This is a genomic window from uncultured Paraglaciecola sp., from assembly GCF_937123705.1.
GTDB lineage: Bacteria > Pseudomonadota > Gammaproteobacteria > Enterobacterales > Alteromonadaceae > Paraglaciecola.
The window spans coordinates 74155-91724 of the sequence record NZ_CAKZKO010000055.1 but is presented as its reverse complement, the minus strand read 5'-3'; the positions used below and the strand labels follow the sequence as shown (position 1 = coordinate 91724).

The window sequence follows — 17570 nt, the reverse complement described above, 5'->3', positions numbered from 1 at the left end:
TTTCTCGTTGGATTTATTTTCTAAGTTTGACTGGTTGTTCGGCTTGTTTAGATACTGCTTCATCTAAAAATGACCAAAACTCGACATCGGTACGTTCATCAATCCATAGTTCATTCTGAAAATTAAAATGATGACCATTATATTTGGTGGCTACCCACAATTGATGTAATGGCGGCTGTTTATTGATGATGATTTTGCTACCGTTTAAAAATGTCATGGTCAAGATACTGCTGGCAGACTCATAATCGATATCCACCTCACACTGGTCTAACATTTCTTCAATATCGATTAGCAAGTCGTCGGTCATTTGATGATATAGGCTATCATTCATGTTGTTTACCTATTTTATTGGTTTTTGGCAGAATTTAGTAACGGTTTTGTTAGAATTCCACAACGGCATATTTCATAGATTGAGAATATGCTAACATTGCAATTCACTCACCACACATAATTAATCAGTATAAGACTAAAAAATGCCTCAAACTCTTGGAAATCTATTTATTTTAGCAGCGCCATCTGGAGCCGGTAAGTCGAGTTTAATCAACGCCTTATTAGAAAAGCATCCTGCAACAGATGAACATAATAATGCGATGCAGGTTTCGGTGTCACATACCACCCGAGCTCCAAGACCCGGCGAAACTGACGGGGTGCATTATCATTTTGTTGACCACGCTGAATTTGAGTCACTGATTGAACAAGGTGCCTTTTTTGAACACGCCGAAGTATTTGGTCATTATTACGGGACTTCGCGGGTGGTCATAGAGCACACTTTGCAACAGGGCATAGATGTATTTCTAGATATCGATTGGCAAGGTGCGCGGCAGGTTAAAGCGCAAATACCCGATACCGCAACCATATTTGTTGCGCCCCCCTCAAAAGCTGAATTAGAAAGGCGTTTAAATGAGCGTGGTCAGGATTCGGCCGAGGTTATAGCCAAGCGTATGGTCAAGGCGGTGTCTGAGATTTCTCATTACCACGAGTTTGATTTTATTGTGGTGAACGATAATTTTGACGCGGCTTTGTCTGAGCTTGATGCCATAGTCACCACTCGCCGTTTACGTAAAGAAAAGCAAATTATTCGCCACCAGCAGCTGTTTGAAAATTTATTAGGATCATAATTGATCATTAATGTCTCAAATAGCTTTTAAACTTGCCCATTAGCCAGTACACTATGCGACCTTTTTTTTCATATTACCACCCGACGGAGATCATCATGGCCCGCGTAACAGTTGAAGATGCTGTAGATAAAATTGGCAACCGATTTGATTTGGTTTTAGTGGCTGCTCGTCGTGCGCGCCAAATTGCTATTGAAGGTAAAAACCCTTTAGTAGAAGCTGGCACAGATAAGCCTACCGTAGTTGCGCTACGTGAAATCGAAGAAGGTTTAGTTACCTCTGATACACTAGAAGCTGAAAACCTGCGTGATCAGCAAGCTCAAGATCAAGCAGAATTTGCTTCTGTAGCAAACATTCTACAAGAGCAATAAATAGCACTATTTTTAGCGGCTAAGCAGTAATCTACTGTTTAGCCGTTGGCTTCCCGCCAATTTCCCCGTATTCTTAATCTATATTATTCTTTGCATAAGTGTTTAGTGTGTATCTTTTTGAGGGTTTAAAACAGAAGCTTGAAGCCTATTTACCGTCTGACAAAGTAGCGGATACTCAGCGCGCCTTTATTTTGGCCCTAGACGCCCACAGTGGACAAATGCGTTCCAGCGGCGATCCCTATATTACTCACCCCGTAGCTGTAGCCGCTATTTTGGCCGACATGCGCCTTGATTATGAAACCATAATGGCCGCCTTATTACATGACGTAATAGAAGACACGCATTACAGCAAGGAAGACTTAACAGAACACTTTGGTGAAACCGTAGGTGAGCTTGTCGAAGGCGTGAGTAAGCTTGAGAAAATTCACTTCAGCAATAGCCAAGAAGCCCAAGTAGAAAACCTCAGAAAAATGATGATGGCCATGGTGCAAGATATCCGAGTCATTTTGATTAAGTTAGCTGATCGCACCCATAATATGCGTACATTAGGTGCACTTCGCCCTGATAAACGTCGCCGAATTGCACGGGAAACTCTGGAGATATATGCCCCAATTGCTCATCGTTTGGGTATTCATGATATTAAAAATGAACTCGAGGAATTGGGCTTTCAGGCGATGTATCCAATGCGTTCTCGGGCGTTAGCTGCCGCAGTTAAACAAGCTCGTGGTAACCGCAAGGAAGTAATCGAAAACACCCGCAAAGAAGTCGAAACTCGTCTAGCCTCAGTAGGGATAAATGCCGAAACCACAGGCAGAGAAAAACACCTGTATTCTATTTATCGTAAAATGAAAAACAAAGAGTTGATGTTCAATGAAGTCATGGATATTTATGCCTTTAGAGTAATAGTCGACTCAGTTGATCATTGCTATCGTGCATTAGGGGCTATGCATGGTTTGTATAAACCTATCGAGAGCCGTTTCAAAGATTATATCGCCATACCTCGAACTAACGGCTATCAGTCACTACATACCTCACTAATTGGCCCTCACGGCATTCCTGTAGAAATTCAGATCCGCACTCAGGCAATGGACCAAATGGCCGACAAAGGAGTCGCTGCTCATTGGTTGTACAAAGATTCAAATGAGACAAACGACACCACAGCACAAGTACGAGCACGTAAGTGGATGCAATCACTTATAGAATTGCAACAAAGCGCCAGTTCGTCCTCAGAATTTGTTGAAAACGTAAAAACCGATTTATTCCCCGACGAAATATACGTATTCACCCCCAATGGCCGCATTATTGAATTACCTTTAGGTGCCACGGCAGTAGATTTTGCTTATGCGGTACATACAGATGTGGGTAACTCTTGTGTTGGGGTAAAAATAGAAAGACGTACGTTCTCCCTAAGCAAACCCTTAGATAACGGACAAACCGTTGAAATTATTACTTCTCCACGAGCCAAACCTAATGCTAACTGGCTAAATTTTGTGGTAAGCGCTAAAGCAAGATCCCATATTCGTCATTATTTAAAGCAGCAACGCTCAGAAGAAGCAGTGATGATGGGCAATCGATTACTAAGACATGCCTTAGGCAGCGTAAAACTTGACGAAATACCTCAGCAAGATCTCGATCGCGTAGTGCTAGAAACCAAACACAAAAATTTTACTGAGTTACTGGCAGACATTGGCTTAGGCAACGAGTTAAGCGCCATAGTAGCCAGACGAATATTGGGTGAAAATACCCAGCTATCTGATAAGCAAAGCAAAGTAGCCATTCGTGGTACCGAAGGTTTGTTGGTGTCTTATTCACGTTGCTGTCACCCTATTCCTGATGACGAAATAGTGGCGGTACTTAGCCCTGGTCGCGGCATGCTTATTCATCAAACTGGCTGCAGCAATATACGTAAACTTAGTAAAGAAGAACCCCACCGCGTGTTAGTAATGCAATGGGGTGACGATGTAAATGGCGACTTTCACGCAGCTGTGCGTATTGAGTTAGTAAACCATCAAGGTACCTTAGCCACATTAACTAACACAGTGGCAAGTTGTGGTTCAAATATTGTTGGATTACAAACCGAAGAAAAAGAAAGTAACATTTACTTTATTGATATTGAGCTGACCATTAAGAACCGCCTACAACTGGCTAATGTGATGCGCAAAATCCGCATCATGCCAGAAGTACAACGAGTTTCTAGGCATAGCCAAGCTAAACAAAATTAGGGTTTAACTTAATTCACCCATCTGTTGTATATAAAAAAGGTATTAAATATGTCTAAGTCTGTTATTCAAACTGACAACGCACCACAAGCTATTGGCACCTATAGCCAAGCCATTAAAAGCGGTACTACTGTCTATCTTTCAGGGCAAATTCCTTTAGTTCCAGAGACAATGCTAGTTATATCAGAAAGTTTTGCGGAACAAGCGCAACAAGTTTTCAAAAATATCCAAGCAGTATGCGACGCAGCAGGCGGCACCACCAACGATCTGGTAAAAGTGAATATTTTTCTGACCGACTTGTCTAATTTTGCCACAGTAAATGAAGTCATGAGTCAGTATTTTAAACAACCTTATCCGGCCAGAGCGGCAGTACAAGTCAGCGCTTTACCTAAAGGGGTACAGATTGAAATTGATGGCGTTATGGAGTTGCCAGAATAAAAATGGCTTGCTAATACAACGGCCCATTGGCACAAAAATTATTGTTAGATGAAAGTTTACTTTTATTGTTTTGGTCTATGAATTTAGGTATTCATCCATCTGAGAAAACTATGACTCATTTTAAAGTTTTATTCGCACTTTTTGTTTTGCTTGCGGTTTTACCCGTTAAGGCTCTTGATAGAACCCAAATAGCGGGCTCGGCAGAAAACGTCACACCCTTGTTAATTGGGCAAGGGGCTCCCAATAGTAAATTGCAAACCGTTGACGGCGATCCCGTTAGCTTAAAAGCCCTGACCTTGGAAAAACCAACAGTATTGATCTTCTATCGTGGCGGTTGGTGCCCTTATTGTAATCGTCAACTTGCTGGTTTAAAGGATATTGAAGGGAAGCTCGACCAATTAGGCTATCAAATAATAGCCATATCCCCTGAAACCCCTGCTCAATTACAAGCTCAAAAGTTACAAACTAAATTTTCGGTGCGTTTACTTGCCGATCCAGATCTAGAGGCCATCAGCGGTTTTGGTATTGGATTTTATGTGGCAGATGAAACGCGAAGTAAGTACAAATCCAAATGGGACATCAACTTAACCAACGATAAAACCTCTGGCAAAGCCGTTTTGCCCGCTCCCGCGGTATTTATCGTCAATACCCAAGGCAAAATTGAGTTTAGTTATGTCAATCCAGATATTAAAACCCGCATTTCGCCCGAATTGTTATATCAAGCTGCCAAGTTGTCTTTATAGCAAGAACACGTAGCGAGTCGACATTTTTCGACTCGCACTATTGTTTATTCACTTTTTAGACAGTTGTTTAATTTGTTGCACTAGGTCTTTTGCTAGTGCATTTGGCACGGGGATAGTTAAATGATACTGACTAATTTTCCAGCCATTTTTAGTTAGCACTAATACGCCTGTTCCTCGGCACTCACCGTAACTTTGGCTATCAAGCATTTCATCAAACCACGCCAAGTCACCTGAGTCAGCAAGTGTAATGTGGCGATTATAAGGCACATAAGTCCAACCTTGGCCTTTATCAAAATAGGGCTTGGCAAAGGCTTTAAAGGCCTTTTTATCCCAGCGTTCAGATGCATCTGTACCAATAAAAACCGCGTTATCTGTTAACAAATCAAAGTATTGTTTTTGATCAGCATCACTTGCCGCTTGATGAAAACTATCCAATACCGATGTAATTAGGTTTTGGGTGTCACTTGCATAAGCAGAAAACTGCAGCAGCATAGCGAGAATTAGGCAATTACAGCGTTGTAACATGTTAAATTTCCAAAATATCGAAGGTAATTGGCAAACTTTACTAGTTTCGATACCAATACAACAGCAATCACTTGATTCAGCTAAACAATTCTTCGATTATAGGCGCAATTAATTTCTCAACTTCGGAATGCGCTGTGAACAACTCTTGGCATCTAGCAGCACCTATTGGCAGTCACAGCCGAAAAAGCCAACCAAATAAAATGTGCAGAGCATTATGCGCGGCTTAGCTCAGATGCCCATCACAGAACTAAAAGGCGTGGGGGCTAAAGCCGCAGAAAAACTTGCCAAGCTGGCCATTGTGTCGGTGCAAGACTTATTATTTCACCTACCTCACAGGTACGAAGATCGCACCCGCATTTACCCTATCGCCGATTTGCAGCCCCACTTACATAGCAGTATTCAAGGCGAAGTCATGTCTTGCGACATTCAATTTGGGCGCAAAAGGATGTTGGTTGTCAGGCTCAGTGACGGCACCGGCACTGTGACTTTGCGTTTTTTCCATTTTTCGGCGGCGCAAAAAAGTCATCTAGAAGTGGGCAGCACACTGCGCTGTTTTGGTGAAGTCAAAGCGGGCAAATATGGTTTTGAGATCATGCATCCCGAATATAAGTCGGTTGATCTCGATAATCCGCAAGCCATGCAAGAATCGCTAACGCCGGTTTATCCTGCCACAGAAGGCATTAAACAGCTCACCTTACGCAGTTTAACCGAGCAAGCCCTAAAATTATTGAACAAAGGCGGCCTAGCTGAACTGCTACCTGAAGGTTTATATCAACAGCAAATTGCCTTAGTGGATGCCTTACATTTAGTGCATCGCCCGCCGCCAAATGTAGCGTTATCGCTATTTGAAGAAGGCAAATATCCGGCGCAGCAACGCTTAATTATGGAAGAGCTGTTAGCCCATCATTTAAGCGTATTAAAAGTGCGGCAACAGAGCCAGCAACAAGCTAGTTTTCCCATCAAACCTAGTGCTGATTTACTTAATCAGTATCTGCAAAATTTGCCTTTTAAACCCACGGGTGCGCAGCAACGTGTGGTAGCTGATATTCAAGAGGATATGCAGCAAAATAAACCCATGATGCGCTTGGTTCAAGGCGATGTGGGGTCGGGTAAAACCTTAGTGGCGGCTATGGCGGCGTTATCTACTATTGGTGCCGGTTATCAAGTGGGTTTTATGGCACCTACCGAGCTTTTGGCCGAACAACACGCCGACAATTTTCGCCAATGGTTTGAACCACTTGGCATTAAAGTGGGTTGGCTGGCAGGTAAACTCAAAGGCAAAGCCAGAGCAGAAGTACTGGATCAATTGGCCAATAATCAAGTGAAAATATTGGTGGGCACTCACGCTATTTTTCAAGAAACCGTAGCGTTTTCATCACTGGCATTAGTGATAGTGGACGAACAACATCGCTTTGGGGTACATCAACGTTTGGCCCTACGTGAAAAAGGCCAATCCCAAGGGGCATTTCCCCACCAATTGGTGATGACCGCCACCCCGATACCACGCACCTTAGCCATGACTGCCTATGCGGATTTAGATACCTCAATTATCGATGAGCTACCGCCAGGCAGAACTCCCGTCAAAACAGTAGTATTACCCGACTCTCGCCGTGATGAAGTGATTACGCGGGTGCGCGATGTGAGTGTTGAACAAGGACGGCAAACCTACTGGGTGTGCACCTTAATTGACGAATCAGAGTTTTTGCAAAGCCAAGCGGCGGAAGATACTGCCATTTTATTACGCACCGCATTGCCCGAGCTAAAAGTTGGTTTAGTCCATGGCAGGCTAAAATCAGATGAAAAACAACAGATCATGGCCGACTTTAAAGCGGGCTCGCTAGATTTATTGGTGGCCACCACTGTGATTGAAGTAGGCGTAGATGTGCCTAATGCCAGTTTAATGATTATCGAAAACCCCGAACGTTTAGGGTTAGCACAGTTACACCAGTTGCGGGGCCGTGTAGGTCGTGGCTCGGTGGAAAGTCACTGCGTATTGATGTACCAAAGCCCGTTATCTAAAACCGCTAACAAACGACTGGCGGTACTAAGAGAGTCCAACGACGGTTTTTATATAGCCCAACAAGACTTAGAAATTCGCGGACCAGGGGAATTATTAGGCACCAAACAAACAGGTTTAGCCGACTTAAAAATTGCCGATCTTATTCGTGATGCAGAGCTTATTCCTCAAGTGCAAAATATTGCTAATCATCTTTGGCAGCAATATCCAGCCAACGCCCAAGCCATAGTTAATCGTTGGTTAGGCAACAAAGAGCACTTTGGCCATGCTTGAGGTACTCAAACAACCTATCCCTGTGATAGCTGCACCAGACGCGTCAGAAGAACTCATAAGCTTGGCTCAACAAACCGCGGCTCAATGGGGGTTAACTTATAAAGAGAATATTAATTCTGGCTTGGCTTTGATACAGCAAAGATCTCATCTTGAACTTCGCCAACTAGACGAACCCAAAGTGGGCGCAGTGTTGGTAGACTTTGCATCCGACGCTCTTACGTTTAGACGTTTACATGGTGGCGGTAAGAAAGAAGCCATAGCCAAAGCCATTGGCTTAAAAGGCAATAGCAAATTGAAGGTATTAGACGCCACCGCAGGGCTGGGCCGAGATGCCTTTGTATTGGCAAGCTTAGGCTGCAAAGTTGACATGATTGAACGCTCGGCAGTGGTCGCCGCGCTACTTCAAGATGGCCTAACGCGGGCAGCCAATAACCCTGATCTCGCTTTATGGTTACCTAAACAACTACAATTATTTCACGGTATAGCCAAAGATCTATTAGCCGACTGGCAATATCACATTCCCGATGTGGTCTATCTCGACCCTATGTTTCCACACCGTAAAAAAAGCTCCGCCGTGAAAAAAGAAATGCGGCTATTTCAACAACTACTCGGCCCAGATGAAGACGCCGACTTATTGCTTGAACCTGCCCTAGCACTGGCTAAAAAACGTGTGGTTGTAAAACGCCCTGCCGGTGCACCATTTTTGGCTGGTGTTAAACCACAGATAGAAATGGCAGGCAAAGCCAATCGTTTTGACGTGTATTTAATTCAAAACAATTAGCTATATTTTAAAGACGACCCTCAGTTTATTAATACTTACATTCGCCCGTCAGAGATAAGGTCAAAAACCAAACAAGCAAACCCTGTTGCTACACCTAAAACACTGCCAAACCAGCCGCAGAAATATTGAAGTTTTTGATTGGTTCTTTTATTTTTTGCCATGTCATCTTGGGAATAAAATTCTCGGGCAATAAGTTTTTGCATAGTATTCATTTGATACATGATGCCAGCAGCAAATATGCCATAAGCACTAACTGGCCCCCACCAACCTTGGGTAAATTCATAGCCAATTGCTAATAACACTCCGCCAAAGATAATCCAAAAGGTCATGGTTTTTCGATAATTTAAAACCTGCTGAATGGACTGCTGGTTAGTAAGCTTCTTTAAAAGAGGGATGGTACTCAATCTAACCGCAAAAACAGCGACTAAAGCACCAATAAATGAACCACTGAGCAACAAACCTAACTTATGCATCAACCCAGATTTTGCACTTCCGGCTGCTGAACTTATTGCCGCAGCCGCTGCAGGCGTACTAGTGGTAATGGCCGCTAATATCAAACTACTAAAACCTAAGGCGGGTGCGGTACTTAATAACAGTCGGCCATGTTTTTGCAAAATCTGAGTCTGTAATAATTGCCTGACCCGAGACAGCTTTTTGCGAATATTAGTTTCGCTTTGCTCTAACAAATGGGCAACGTGTTGGCTAGATTGCTCTTCACGATAATATAACAGCACGATCTCGCGACTTTCGTCGGGTAATTGATTGATAAAATTCTGCAAAATAACATTGGATTGTTCACGCTGTAAATGGCTATCCATATCAAGCGTTGGATCACAGAACTGTGACAGGATTAAGTCTGCTTCTTCACCCTCAAGTTTTTTTGAGACTTTGTTATCTCGTAAAAAATTCAATGCTTTATAACGTGTCATCTGTCTTAACCAAGGCAAAAAACTGCTGGTTTTTTTTAATTCAGACAGGTTGTTCCACGCCCCAATAAAAACCTGTTGGGCGACGTCTTCACTGCTATCAAGATCTTTCACTATAGACAGCGCAATGCTTGAAACCAGATTTCTAGTCTGATCGATTATCCGAGCAAAAGCTTGATGATCGCCATTTTGTGCTAACACTATGTCTTTAAATAGAAGCTGTTGGTTAGCCAAATGAGCGTCTTGATTCAAGGTATTCACAGGTTTTCACTCAAAAAGCTGGTCACTTGCTGGTTCAGCCATAAAGGGTCGTCGAACATAATGAAATGTCGAGATTGAGTATTCATTATTAATTGTGCCTTAGGTAACGCTGCTAATTGCTGTTTGTACAACTGTTGCATCGCTGATTTTTGAGTATCTGTGCTAAAACCACCCGATGCGCCTAACAATAAAACCGGAGATTTAATCTTAGCAATATCTGCTCTTAAGTCATGACTCATTAAATGATAAATGGCTTGGCCTACAGTATTTACATCGGATGTTTGTACCATACTCATAACTTTGGCCTTGGCTGCATCACTACTTGCTTGAATAGATAACCCATATTTAGCTTGCTCCACAAGTTGTTGTTGAGACATGCGGCTATACATAGTTTTCATTTGTTGCGCTTGTGCTGCCATACTTTCGACTGTGCTGGCGTTGCTACCGGTAAACACTGGGCCAACAAAAGGTAGCCCATCGACTGAAATAACCGGTCCAATCTTGCTGGGGTGGCTGGCAGCCAACCAAAACCCTAAAAAGCCCCCTAAACTATGCCCAATAACGGCTGGCTTCTGTAAATTGTTGACTTCAATATAATCTATGAGTTGCTGTTTAAGCTCGTCCATTGAAGGATTGTCGATAGAAGGAGTGCCAGCAAAACCTACCACACTGACAGTATGTACTTGGTATTTATTAGATAGTGCGCTAACAAGTTGCTGCCACACACTCCCATCTGACATCAATCCTGGGATCAACATTACCGGCTTACCCGAACCAAAAACTTGCGTTATAAATTGATTTTGATTTAGCGCCTTTTCCTCTGAAAAAGCACTGTTACTTACTATTTGAAAAGCAATACCGCCTACCAACACCAGCATCGATAACGCTTTACGTAAAGAATGAGATTTAAATTTAACTAACATATTTGTGTGCCTCTTAAAGTGATTGTTTTAACCAACATCACTAAGACACGGCGACCTAAAAAAGTGTGACAAATCTTTTGCCTTGCCAATAGATAATACCAAACCGCATAAATACCAGCCAAAAGGGGTTAGGTAATGACATAAATTTCAATGCAAACGTTAAGTACAACGAATTGCAGATTAACACTTATTTAGCAGCGCGTTATGCCCTATAATTCAGCGCTAAAATATCCCTGAACAAGCCAGTAGGAATGCCTTTGAAAAAACTAGATGTAATTGTTATTGGTGCAGGCGCGGCAGGGTTATTTTGTGCGGCTCAGGCAGGCAAACGCGGGCGCAATGTTTTAGTACTGGATCATGCCAAACGCTTGGGCGGTAAAATTTTGATGTCGGGCGGCGGTCGTTGTAACTTCACCAACATGTACGCCAGTCATGAAAACTTTTTATCTGATAATCCCCATTTCTGTAAATCAGCCTTAAGTCGCTACACCCAATGGGACTTTATTGGTTTAGTGGCCGAATACGGCATTGCCTACCACGAAAAAACCCTAGGCCAATTGTTCTGCGACGACAGTGCTAAGGATATCCTTCAAATGCTGTTATCAGAATGCAATAAAGCTGGCGTTACCGTTACCAATCAATGCGAAGTGTTATCTATCGAAAAAATTGAAAACGGCTACACACTCAACACTGCAAAAGGTGATTTTCAATGTGAGTCTTTAGTGATAGCGACAGGTGGCTTGTCTATGCCAAAACTCGGCGCCAGCCCGTTTGGCTATAAAGTGGCCGAACAATTTGGCCTACAGGTAAAACCAACCCGCGCAGGGCTTGTGCCTTTTACTCTGCATGATGAAGACAAAAAAGTGTTATCCGAACTAAGCGGCATATCCCTAGACGCCAGTGCCAGCTGCAATAACACTAGCTTTAACGAAAATATCCTATTTACCCACAGAGGTTTAAGTGGCCCCGCAGTGCTACAAATCTCCTCATTCTGGGAGCCCGGCCAAGGGGTAGAATTTGACCTATTCCCGCATGGCGACCTAGACGCCGAACTACAAAATGCCCTACAAAAACAACCCGACGCCTTGCTAAGCACCGCACTAGCCAACCACTACCCCAAACGTTATGTGCAAGCGGCACTGCCCTACTTAGGCATAGAAAACAAACCACTCAAACAATACCAAGGCAAACAACTACAACAAGCCGCCCTTGCCTTTCACCAATGGCAACTCAAACCCAACGGCACCGAAGGCTATCGCACCGCCGAAGTCACATTAGGCGGCGTAGACACCAACCAGCTTTCATCCAAAACCATGGAAGCAAAAGACGTAAAAGGCCTGTATTTTATTGGTGAAGTAGTAGACGTAACGGGTTGGTTAGGAGGCTTCAACTTCCAGTGGGCTTGGAGTAGCGGTTGGGTGGCTGGGCAGGTGGTTTGATTCTCAAGCCTATCCAACCTAAACCGCATATCTAGTTATTAACGTGAAGATTGAAATGGTTGATCAAGATATTCGTTGGTTGCAACGATTGCAAAATTACACCTTAGCATTATCAAGGCTCACCTATGCAGTTGAATTGGCCGCTTCTCGTTCTCTTACTGATCTTGAAAAATTAGGTTTAATCCAAGCTTTTGAATTTACCTATGAACTCGCGTGGAATGTGATTAAAGATTTTTATCACTATCAAGGTGAAGACAATATCCAAGGCAGTCGTGACGCGTTTCGAACAGCCTTTGGACGTGGTTTGATCGAACAGGGCGAAATATGGATGCAAATGATAAAAAGCCGACAATTAAGTACACACGCCTACAACCTAGAAATCGCTGAAGCCGTTTTCAATGACGTATGTCAGCATTATCATCCGCAGTTTACCCAATTGAAAAATGCCTTAGATAAACAAGCTGAGAAGGTATAACTGTGTGTTATGGCCTTACCGCAAAAAATCTACATGACATCCTTGAAATCTTTACCCAAAATCAAGATGTTGAACAAGCTATTCTTTATGGCTCCAGAGCAAAAGGCACTTTTCGCCCAGGTTCAGATATTGATATCACCCTAAAAGGTAGGTCACTCAAAATGGCTTCACTATTTAAAATAATGGAGCAATTAGAACAACTCGACCTTCCCTATGAGATTGACTTGTCTCTTTATTCACAAATCGAAAACACCTCACTGCTTGAACACATAGAGCGGGTTGGCAAGGTTATCTTCAAGGGAGATTAGCCAAATTTATCTAATTCTACGCTCATTCGAGTGGTGCTTTTTGGTGCTGTAGCGAAAAAGCAAGTCATTTGGTAAAGATGCCAGTCCAAAAACTAGCTGGGCGCAGTTAAGCACCAGCGCATACTTTCTACTTAATGAACCACAACATAGGATTTTCGGCTTTCATTGGTGATAAAGCACTCATTTATTGAGTCTGTGAATTCCCCAACTTGTTAGCAGTAACATCTTGTAAACCACCTGATACATATTTGTGCAATATACTAGAAACCAAGGTTTGGTAAGGTAGGCCTTCTTCTAGGGCGCGTCGTTGCAAAGCAGTTAAATCTCTGGTTGAAATTCTGATGTTAATGCGTTTATCTTTTTTGGTGGTTTGTTCGGCCACATTTGACAGATATGATTTACGTTTTTTGGTTAATTCAGAGTTAAATTCATCAGCCTCAAACGCAGCAAGTAATTCATGCTCTTCTTGACTTAATTCTAATTTACTCATGCTTCACCTCCTAGGTACTTCTTGGTCGCGTTACGACTGGGAATAATCGTTTTAAGAAAAATTTCCTGTTCGTTTTCAACGTATGGCACTAAATGAACATAACCTTCTACGTTTACAACAAACATTCTTTGATTGGGGTATTTATCTTTATTTGGATGACATAAGTCATCTAACAAATCTTGTTGTTGCACTGAAAAAACAATGTCTTCAAATGAGATACCTCTCTCATTCATCAAAGTTTGATTTTTCTCTGCACTCCAATTGATCTGTTTCATAAATTAAGATTAGCAGTAGGTGTGCCTTTTGTCATCTATGGGGAATTTTTTGTTAATACTAGGGCCTGTCGATCTTTGCTGTATGATTGGGTTTTCTTATCTATAGGGTATGGCTGTGGGCTGGATTTTCTTTACTTTGGGCGCGGTGGTGATGCAGACCTTTCGCAATGCATTGCAGAGCAAGTTGAGTGCCCATGTGAGTACTTCGGGTGTGACCTTAGCGCGTTTTATTTTTGCGCCGCCTATTGCTTTGGCTTATTTGGCGTTGCTTTATGGTTTTTCAAATCAGGTTATTCCTACTTTCTCGGGTGTTTTTGTTTGTTTAGTGTTGCTGGCCGCAGTGATGCAGATTGTGGCGACCTCACTCATGGTGATTTTGTTTAAGCAGAAAAATTTTGCTGTGGGTGCAGGGCTGGCTAAAAGTGAAGCCTTGGCTGCTGGGGTATTGGGTACCATATTTTTTGGTAGTCACTTAACGGGTTTAGGTTGGCTGGGTATTTTGCTTGGCGCTTTGGCTATTTTTGTGTTGTCGGGTGGCGGTCGTAAAGGGCAATTGAGTGTTAAAACAGTGATGGTTGGCTTTGCTTGTGGCACCTCATTTGCGTTGACCTCTTTGTTTGTGCGCGAAGCAAGTCTGTTGTTAAATGTGCCTTTTCCTCACAGTGCAGCTTGGGTGTTGCTGTGGGTGTTGTGTATTCAAACTGTATTGCTGACGAGTTATATTGCTCTAAAAAACCAAGAGACCTTTACGGCACTTAAACACCATGGAAAAATGACGTTGGCCACCAGCGCCACCAGTTGTTTTGGTTCAATTTGTTGGTTTAGCGCAATGGCATTGCAACAAGTTGCTTATGTTAAAACCTTAGGTCAGGTAGAAGTGTTGCTGACCATATTAATTGCCACTTTCTGGCTTAAAAATAAAGTAAAACGCCATGAAATTGTAGGTTTGTTAATGATTGCAATAGCAGCCATATTAGTGATGTGGGCGTAAATATGACCCAAAGTTATCAAGTACCAGCGAAAGATTGGCAAGTAGAACTTGAAGTTAAACGTAGTAAGTTTTTAAGCTTTGCTGGCCATGCCGCCGATAGAGATCACGCTGAAGCTTTTATTCGCAAACTCCGGGACCAACACCCACAAGCCAATCATGTATGCTGGGCCTATATTGCAGGTGCACCCAATACCACTATTCGTTCCATGAGCGATGATGGCGAACCAAGCGGAACCGCGGGTATGCCTATGCTTAAAGTGCTCGAATACAGTGGTTACGGCGATATTGTGGTGGCGGTGGTGCGTTACTTTGGCGGCACTAAACTAGGTACTGGTGGCTTGCAACGGGCGTATTCTGACGCTGTGTCTTTGGTGCTAGATGACTTGCCGACTAAGCCTAAAGTATCCCGTACAGAAATGCATTTAAGTTATGACTATACCTATGATGGTGGCATATCTCGTTTACTTGCGCGTTTTAATGTTGAAAATATAGATGTGAGCTATGGGCAAAAAATCAGGCTAGAGATTGCCATTGCAAGCTACGAATTGAGTCAATTTAAAGAGGAGTTAGTCAACCTTACAGCGGGGAATGTTGAAGTTTTTATTCCGTAAAAAATATAATGTGAGCAAAGACAATATCTTAGCTCACATTATCTGTAGATTATCCCACTTCAAGCTACAACTTTGCTAAAAGTTCTTGATGATTTTTACGACTTTTTTTAGCCATAAATTTCGCCGTACTTGCTGCGTCATATTGCATAGCAAAGCTTACTGGATCTGAGCCGTTACACTTCAGACCGTTCGCAAGTTGTGTCAAACCAACACCACTATCTTTTACTGCCACATGTAAACTTATTAAACTGTCACTTTTTATAGCTTCACATACTTTTACCAATTTCTGTTCTTTTACGGGGTCTATAAAACCTGCTTGTGCATTTCCTGCTAAAATAATACCCGTAGTGATGATTGTACTAATAATTAGTTTTTTCATGGTAAATTTCTCTCTATTTTGTGGTGGTATTTAATTTCTGATTTCCACAATAGAATAGAGAGAAACATTGATATTTAATGAGTAAAACCGCTTATATACGGTGAAATGCGATGAAGCGTTAAAATTCAGAAAAGCAGCGATTAATCGACCTTAATTATCTGCATTTGGTCGACATTTATAAATATTTGTTACATTTAGCGCCCACAGCACCTGTCTGTTCTACTAATTTACTCTTGCATATAACCAGTAGGAAGAGCATTTATGGCAGCCACACCCGAATCTATCGCTGCTTGAGCCACCGCTAAGGCTACGCGTTTTAAGAGGCGAGGATCCATAGGTTTAGGAATAATATAATCCTTACCAAAGCTAAGACTGGCAATATTACTGGCCGCCAATGTTTCTTTAGATACTTCTTCTTTAGCAATATTACGAATGGCATCTACTGCGGCAATTTTCATTTCGTCATTGATTTTTGACGCGCGAACATCCAAAGCGCCACGAAAAATAAACGGGAAACACAACACGTTATTGACTTGATTAGGATAATCCGAACGCCCAGTCGCCATAATGATGTCATCTCGTACTTGATGGGCTAGCTCTGGCTTAATTTCAGGATCAGGGTTAGAGCATGCAAAAATAACGGGCTTAGGGGCCATTAGTTTAAGTGCTTCGGGCGGCAATAAGTTGGGGCCAGAAACCCCAACAAATACATCTGCGCCTTCTAGAGCATCTTCTAGGGTTCGTTTATCGGTATTGTTGGCAAATAATTTTTTATGAGTCGTAAGATCTTCGCGGCGAGTATGGATAACGCCATTACGATCAAGCATATAAATACGCTCTCGTTTAGCGCCGCATTTTACCAACAACTCCATGCAAGCCGTAGCTGCTGCACCTGCCCCCAAACACACAATAGTAGCTTCACTAATCTTCTTATCTTGGATTTCTAGTGCATTCAACATGCCGGCGGCGGTAACAATGGCGGTGCCATGTTGATCATCATGAAAAACTGGCACAGAACAACGTTGAATCAGAGCTTGTTCAATTTCAAAACACTCAGGCGCCTTAATGTCTTCTAAATTAATGCCGCCAAATGTATCGGCGATATTTGCCACTGTGTTGATAAATTCTTCACTTGTAGTGTGTTTCACTTCAATGTCGATTGAATCGATATTCGCGAAGCGCTTAAATAATAAAGCCTTGCCTTCCATGACAGGTTTTGAGGCAAGTGGCCCTAAATTGCCTAAACCCAGAATGGCAGTGCCGTTAGAAATAACGGCCACTAAATTGCCTTTACCAGTATATTGATAAGCTGCATCGGGATCCTTGGCTATTTCGCGTACCGGCTCAGCCACACCAGGACTGTATGCTAAGGCCAAATCAGTCACACTTTCGGCAGGCTTAGTGAGCTCAATACTGATTTTTCCGGGTACGGGTGAAGAATGGTAATCAAGGGCTTGTTGGCGAAAATCAGACATGATGTTGTCAGTCCTTTTAGAAATTATATGTGGCGAAGGCAAGTTGGATTCGTGACTAGAATCATTCACCATACTATGTATAAAACCACTGTAACATAGCATTGCTAGCCGGATACATCAGTTAGTAGGGCTATTTTTGTATTCCCATTATAAATACAATTAATACATACTTAGAATTACATTCAGCAAATTATTGTGGCAAATTTTAGACACAAAAAAGGCGCTAATATTAGCGCCTTCTTGATGTCTTTTCAGACCACAAACAGTTTTAGCTTTTCTTAAGACCAGCAAAACGTTTGTTAAATTTATCAACACGACCACCAGTATCAACGTTACGTTGCTTACCCGTGTAGAAAGGGTGACAAGCTGAACATACGTCTAGGTTTAGGTCTTTTTTCAAAGTAGAACGTACTTTGATTACATTTCCGCAAGAACAGTTTGCAGTCATTTCTTGATAATCAGGATGGATATCTTGTTTCATGGGTTACCTCTTCGTCAGGCCGCATCGCTATTCAACCCGAAGTTGAACACCATA

The 17570-nt window shown here is 42.4% G+C and carries 21 protein-coding genes; 12 read left to right on the top strand and 9 right to left on the bottom strand.

All coding sequences use genetic code 11. From position 1 onward, the window contains the following. Positions 1-13: 13 nt before the first annotated feature. On the bottom strand, positions 14-331 hold the full coding sequence (cyaY, locus tag Q0688_RS09205; RefSeq protein ID WP_299075053.1) for an iron donor protein CyaY: 318 nt from the start codon (positions 329-331) through the stop codon (positions 14-16). Between the two features lie 142 nt (positions 332-473). Between cyaY and gmk the strand changes: the two genes are divergently transcribed. From gmk to Q0688_RS09180, 5 genes are all read left to right on the top strand, one after another. Continuing rightward, the gene (gene gmk / locus Q0688_RS09200; protein ID WP_299075052.1) at positions 474-1118 is read left to right on the top strand and encodes a guanylate kinase; all 645 of its coding nucleotides are present in this window, start codon (positions 474-476) and stop codon (positions 1116-1118) included. Between the two features lie 95 nt (positions 1119-1213). After that, positions 1214-1486, top strand: a complete 273-nt coding sequence (gene rpoZ / locus Q0688_RS09195) for a DNA-directed RNA polymerase subunit omega (protein WP_299075051.1) — start codon at positions 1214-1216, stop codon at positions 1484-1486. Positions 1487-1593: 107 nt separating this feature from the next. After that, positions 1594-3708 (top strand): bifunctional GTP diphosphokinase/guanosine-3',5'-bis pyrophosphate 3'-pyrophosphohydrolase, encoded by a 2115-nt coding sequence (spoT, locus tag Q0688_RS09190; RefSeq protein WP_299075050.1) that lies wholly within the window; start codon positions 1594-1596, stop codon positions 3706-3708. 48 nt (positions 3709-3756) lie between these two features. Next, positions 3757-4143: a RidA family protein gene (locus Q0688_RS09185; protein ID WP_299075049.1), complete on the top strand. Its 387-nt coding sequence runs from the start codon at positions 3757-3759 to the stop codon at positions 4141-4143. Between the two features lie 110 nt (positions 4144-4253). Further along, positions 4254-4886 (top strand): peroxiredoxin-like family protein, encoded by a 633-nt coding sequence (locus Q0688_RS09180; protein WP_299075048.1) that lies wholly within the window; start codon positions 4254-4256, stop codon positions 4884-4886. Between the two features lie 48 nt (positions 4887-4934). Here Q0688_RS09180 and Q0688_RS09175 read toward each other — a convergent pair whose 3' ends face one another. Further along, positions 4935-5411, bottom strand: a complete 477-nt coding sequence (locus tag Q0688_RS09175; protein WP_299075047.1) for a nuclear transport factor 2 family protein — start codon at positions 5409-5411, stop codon at positions 4935-4937. A gap of 214 nt (positions 5412-5625) precedes the next feature. On the opposite strand from Q0688_RS09175, the gene recG reads away from it, so the two are divergent. Further along, a complete protein-coding gene (gene recG, locus Q0688_RS09170) occupies positions 5626-7701 on the top strand; it encodes an ATP-dependent DNA helicase RecG (RefSeq protein ID WP_299075046.1) in 2076 nt (691 codons plus the stop codon). Next, positions 7694-8482, top strand: a complete 789-nt coding sequence (locus tag Q0688_RS09165; RefSeq protein ID WP_299075045.1) for a class I SAM-dependent methyltransferase — start codon at positions 7694-7696, stop codon at positions 8480-8482. The genes recG and Q0688_RS09165 overlap by 8 nt, the downstream gene beginning before the upstream one ends. A 35-nt stretch (positions 8483-8517) precedes the next feature. Here the strand turns inward: Q0688_RS09165 and Q0688_RS09160 are convergent, their stop codons facing one another. Then, positions 8518-9669: a sigma-70 family RNA polymerase sigma factor gene (locus Q0688_RS09160; protein WP_299075044.1), complete on the bottom strand. Its 1152-nt coding sequence runs from the start codon at positions 9667-9669 to the stop codon at positions 8518-8520. Continuing rightward, a complete protein-coding gene (locus Q0688_RS09155) occupies positions 9666-10592 on the bottom strand; it encodes an alpha/beta hydrolase (RefSeq protein WP_299075043.1) in 927 nt (308 codons plus the stop codon). Before Q0688_RS09155 ends, Q0688_RS09160 begins: the two co-directional genes overlap by 4 nt. Before the next feature lie 257 nt (positions 10593-10849). On the opposite strand from Q0688_RS09155, the gene Q0688_RS09150 reads away from it, so the two are divergent. Genes Q0688_RS09150 through Q0688_RS09140 form a run of 3 tightly spaced genes read left to right on the top strand, consistent with a single transcriptional unit; the run spans position 10850 to position 12814 of the window. After that, on the top strand, positions 10850-12031 hold the full coding sequence (locus Q0688_RS09150; protein ID WP_299075042.1) for an NAD(P)/FAD-dependent oxidoreductase: 1182 nt from the start codon (positions 10850-10852) through the stop codon (positions 12029-12031). A 55-nt stretch (positions 12032-12086) separates the two neighbouring features. Continuing rightward, entirely contained in the window at positions 12087-12506 is a 420-nt protein-coding gene (locus Q0688_RS09145) for a nucleotidyltransferase substrate binding protein (protein ID WP_299075041.1), read from the top strand. A gap of 2 nt (positions 12507-12508) precedes the next feature. Then, positions 12509-12814, top strand: coding sequence for a nucleotidyltransferase domain-containing protein (locus Q0688_RS09140; RefSeq protein ID WP_299075040.1), 306 nt, complete (start codon positions 12509-12511; stop codon positions 12812-12814). 184 nt (positions 12815-12998) lie between these two features. Here the strand turns inward: Q0688_RS09140 and Q0688_RS09135 are convergent, their stop codons facing one another. Continuing rightward, the gene (locus Q0688_RS09135) at positions 12999-13304 is read right to left on the bottom strand and encodes a hypothetical protein (protein ID WP_299075039.1); all 306 of its coding nucleotides are present in this window, start codon (positions 13302-13304) and stop codon (positions 12999-13001) included. Then, the gene (locus Q0688_RS09130) at positions 13301-13537 is read right to left on the bottom strand and encodes a toxin (RefSeq protein WP_299075038.1); all 237 of its coding nucleotides are present in this window, start codon (positions 13535-13537) and stop codon (positions 13301-13303) included. The genes Q0688_RS09135 and Q0688_RS09130 overlap by 4 nt, the downstream gene beginning before the upstream one ends. Positions 13538-13694: 157 nt before the next feature. Between Q0688_RS09130 and Q0688_RS09125 the strand changes: the two genes are divergently transcribed. Both Q0688_RS09125 and Q0688_RS09120 read left to right on the top strand, forming a co-directional pair. Next, on the top strand, positions 13695-14570 hold the full coding sequence (locus Q0688_RS09125; protein ID WP_299075037.1) for a multidrug transporter: 876 nt from the start codon (positions 13695-13697) through the stop codon (positions 14568-14570). A 2-nt stretch (positions 14571-14572) separates the two neighbouring features. Beyond that, entirely contained in the window at positions 14573-15181 is a 609-nt protein-coding gene (locus Q0688_RS09120) for a YigZ family protein (RefSeq protein ID WP_299075036.1), read from the top strand. A 64-nt stretch (positions 15182-15245) separates the two neighbouring features. Here the strand turns inward: Q0688_RS09120 and Q0688_RS09115 are convergent, their stop codons facing one another. The 3 genes from Q0688_RS09115 to rpmE form a co-directional block, all read right to left on the bottom strand. Next, positions 15246-15560, bottom strand: a complete 315-nt coding sequence (locus Q0688_RS09115) for a DUF3718 domain-containing protein (RefSeq protein WP_299075035.1) — start codon at positions 15558-15560, stop codon at positions 15246-15248. 227 nt (positions 15561-15787) lie between these two features. Beyond that, the gene (locus tag Q0688_RS09110; RefSeq protein ID WP_299075034.1) at positions 15788-17035 is read right to left on the bottom strand and encodes a malic enzyme-like NAD(P)-binding protein; all 1248 of its coding nucleotides are present in this window, start codon (positions 17033-17035) and stop codon (positions 15788-15790) included. A gap of 268 nt (positions 17036-17303) precedes the next feature. Then, positions 17304-17516 (bottom strand): 50S ribosomal protein L31, encoded by a 213-nt coding sequence (rpmE, locus tag Q0688_RS09105; protein ID WP_299075033.1) that lies wholly within the window; start codon positions 17514-17516, stop codon positions 17304-17306. Positions 17517-17570 lie beyond the last annotated feature (54 nt).

Coding starts and splice junctions, on each gene's coding strand:
- cyaY (WP_299075053.1), bottom strand. CDS start 331: ATGAATGATAGCCTATATCATCAAATGACCGACGACTTGCTAATCGAT.
- gmk (WP_299075052.1), top strand. CDS start 474: ATGCCTCAAACTCTTGGAAATCTATTTATTTTAGCAGCGCCATCTGGA.
- rpoZ (WP_299075051.1), top strand. CDS start 1,214: ATGGCCCGCGTAACAGTTGAAGATGCTGTAGATAAAATTGGCAACCGA.
- Q0688_RS09185 (WP_299075049.1), top strand. CDS start 3,757: ATGTCTAAGTCTGTTATTCAAACTGACAACGCACCACAAGCTATTGGC.
- Q0688_RS09180 (WP_299075048.1), top strand. CDS start 4,254: ATGACTCATTTTAAAGTTTTATTCGCACTTTTTGTTTTGCTTGCGGTT.
- Q0688_RS09175 (WP_299075047.1), bottom strand. CDS start 5,411: ATGTTACAACGCTGTAATTGCCTAATTCTCGCTATGCTGCTGCAGTTT.
- recG (WP_299075046.1), top strand. CDS start 5,626: ATGCGCGGCTTAGCTCAGATGCCCATCACAGAACTAAAAGGCGTGGGG.
- Q0688_RS09165 (WP_299075045.1), top strand. CDS start 7,694: ATGCTTGAGGTACTCAAACAACCTATCCCTGTGATAGCTGCACCAGAC.
- Q0688_RS09155 (WP_299075043.1), bottom strand. CDS start 10,592: ATGTTAGTTAAATTTAAATCTCATTCTTTACGTAAAGCGTTATCGATG.
- Q0688_RS09145 (WP_299075041.1), top strand. CDS start 12,087: ATGGTTGATCAAGATATTCGTTGGTTGCAACGATTGCAAAATTACACC.
- Q0688_RS09135 (WP_299075039.1), bottom strand. CDS start 13,304: ATGAGTAAATTAGAATTAAGTCAAGAAGAGCATGAATTACTTGCTGCG.
- Q0688_RS09130 (WP_299075038.1), bottom strand. CDS start 13,537: ATGAATGAGAGAGGTATCTCATTTGAAGACATTGTTTTTTCAGTGCAA.
- Q0688_RS09120 (WP_299075036.1), top strand. CDS start 14,573: ATGACCCAAAGTTATCAAGTACCAGCGAAAGATTGGCAAGTAGAACTT.
- Q0688_RS09115 (WP_299075035.1), bottom strand. CDS start 15,560: ATGAAAAAACTAATTATTAGTACAATCATCACTACGGGTATTATTTTA.
- Q0688_RS09110 (WP_299075034.1), bottom strand. CDS start 17,035: ATGTCTGATTTTCGCCAACAAGCCCTTGATTACCATTCTTCACCCGTA.
- rpmE (WP_299075033.1), bottom strand. CDS start 17,516: ATGAAACAAGATATCCATCCTGATTATCAAGAAATGACTGCAAACTGT.